General features: G+C 36.3%; 1 protein-coding gene. It reads left to right on the forward strand.

Annotated elements, in window-relative coordinates; genetic code table 11:
* Positions 1-760: 760 nt before the first annotated feature.
* Positions 761-2,572: a group II intron reverse transcriptase/maturase gene (ltrA, locus tag KW850_RS32430; RefSeq protein ID WP_483862198.1), complete on the forward strand. Its 1,812-nt coding sequence runs from the start codon at positions 761-763 to the stop codon at positions 2,570-2,572.
* The last annotated feature ends 147 nt before the right edge of the window (positions 2,573-2,719 follow it).

Raw genomic sequence — 2,719 nt, forward strand, 5'->3', positions numbered from 1 at the left:
TTGTTGTGCGAAATGTTTCTAGCTAAAATTGAGGATGGTCACATTACTCAGGTAAAGGCTAGACAGTTCCTTACGGAACTGAAGGATTATATCGAAGAATCAAATGACGGAGTAACACCCTGAAGGGTTCTCTCTTAGTCGAATAGCATTGGACTTAGTAAGAATGATAGTGTTATAAGCTCGGCGAAAAGGCGTGAGAAATTACCGTACCAGTTCGGCTGACGAAAGCCTACTCGATGGAGTGGTGTAATTCATGATGCTTGAGTTGAATGAATATGGTGAGAATGCGAATAAACCAAAAGAAATGGTTAAGCTGACGAACTTCTGAATGTACGGGTCTATAACTGCGATACATAGAAATGTGTATATCACCAAATTGTGAGGTTAGATGTGGGTGAGTAAAAATAACAAATATGAAAATCCATGATACGTTACAGGCGTATGAATGCTAACAGGCTTACAGGAAGCTCCTAAGTTCATTCTATAATAGATATAATTCAACGTTGTAAGCTGATAACGTGGAGGACTTACTTCCAATGAAACGTTGGCAAGGAAAACAATAATGAAACTAGCTATTGTATAACTTACCTTTGTATCAGTGAAAGTGGTGGCACAGTACCAATGAAGTGTCTAATTCACATGGAGGGATAGCCACTAGACTAATCTAGATTTATTCAACCAAGTAAGGCAGTTCTTTATCGATTAATAAGGTTCTTGTGAGACTAAAAGAGGTTTAACTCCGAAAGGAGTCACCAACTTATTGAAACGGAAGAAACTGAGACACAGTGAATATTATAGTATGCAAGATTGCTTTGACATACTATATTCTCAAAGTGTCAGTGGTCATCATTTCTATGAGCTAACAGAAATAATGAGTTCTAAGGATAATATACGACTTGCCTACCGAAACATCAAAAGAAATTCAGGTAGCAAAACTGCGGGAACAGATAAACTAACAATTAATGATATTCTACATTTGTCAGTGGAAGATGTAATAAAAAAGGTTCAGGCAATGTTCAAATGGTATGAACCCCAAACAGTAAGGCGTGTTTTCATTCCGAAAGGAAAAGGAAAAACAAGACCTTTGGGAATTCCCACGATTTGGGACAGAATCTTTCAACAATGTGTACTTCAAATTCTAGAGCCTATTTGTGAAGCCAAATTCCATAAACACAGTTATGGATTCAGACCGAATCGCAGCACTCACCATGCCAAAGCTAGGGTTGAATTTCTTATCAATCAAACTGGACTTCATCATTGTGTCGATGTAGATATAAAAGGTTTCTTTGATAATGTTAATCATAGTAAGCAACTAAAACAAATGTGGTCGCTAGGCATCAGGGACAAATCACTTCTTTCTATTATATCTAGGCTTTTAAAAGCAGAAATTGAAGGAGAAGGTATTCCTACAAAAGGTACTCCGCAAGGAGGAATTTTGTCGCCTTTATTATCCAATATTGTATTAAACGAATTGGATTGGTGGGTTAGTGAACAATGGGAAACGTTTAGTAGCAGGTATACTTACTCCACCAATGGCAGTAAGTATCAATTTCTGAAGAAAACAGCTTTGAAAGAGTGCTTCATCGTCCGTTATGCGGACGATTTTAAAATAATGTGCAGAACAAGGTCACAGGCAATAAAGATGAATTACGCATTGAAAGACTTCTTAAAATACAGACTACACCTGGAAACAAGTGATGAGAAATCTAAAGTTATCAACTTAAAGAAAAACTCTTCCGAGTTTCTTGGCTTTTCAGTAAAAGCCATAAAGAAAGGAAAGTCAAGATTTGGCTATGTAGCAAGGTCCGATATGTCGAAGAAGGCTAAAGCAAATGCCTTCCAAAAGATTAAGGAAGCTATAAAAGTAGTCAAGAAAAATCCTTGCATTCAATCTGTTTGGAATTTCAATACCGTCGTCATGGGTATCCAAAACTATTACTCTGTCGCCACTCAAATTACTATTAATCTGAATGAGTTAAACGCTCATCTACGCAAATCGTTATATAATCAGCTAAAGAACATTAGAACCGAGGCAAGTTTTCATGATATGACTAAGACCTTACAGAAAAGGTACAAGGGTTATAAGGCTAAACTATTTAAGATACAACAAATGGTCTTTGTGCCTATACATGCCCAACGGTGGAAAACAACACTTTGTTTCTCACAATCGATTTGTAACTTTACTGCCGAAGGTAGAGCAAAAATACACAATAGCTTAAAGGCTATTGATAAAACTATGCTTTCTTACATCATGAGAAACTACATTCCAAACCGATCTATTGAATACAATGACAACAGGATCAGTAAGTTTATTGCCCAATATGGCAAATGTGCCATATTAGGAGTGGAGTTAGGAATTAATGAATGGCATTGCCATCACATTAACCCATATCACCTTTCAAAAGATGATAGCTATTCAAATTTAATTATTGTTGATAAAGCTATTCATCAACTGATTCACCTAAAAGATAAGGTCAAGATAGAGACTCTTTTAAAATCCTTAAAACTTACTCGTAAGCAAAAAGAAAAAGTAAATACGGTACGATTAAAATGTCAAAATGAAATAATCTAATATTGGAAGAAAAGCACTCGTCTGCTTAATACATAGAAAAGAATAAATTGGATTAGTTGGAACGCCGTATGCGGTGAAAGTCGCTTGTACGGTGTGGACGGGGGGAAAAGGGAGAGATAACTTCAAACCCTTACCTATCTGTATGAA

It is taken from the genome of Bacillus sp. sid0103 (assembly GCF_019219025.1).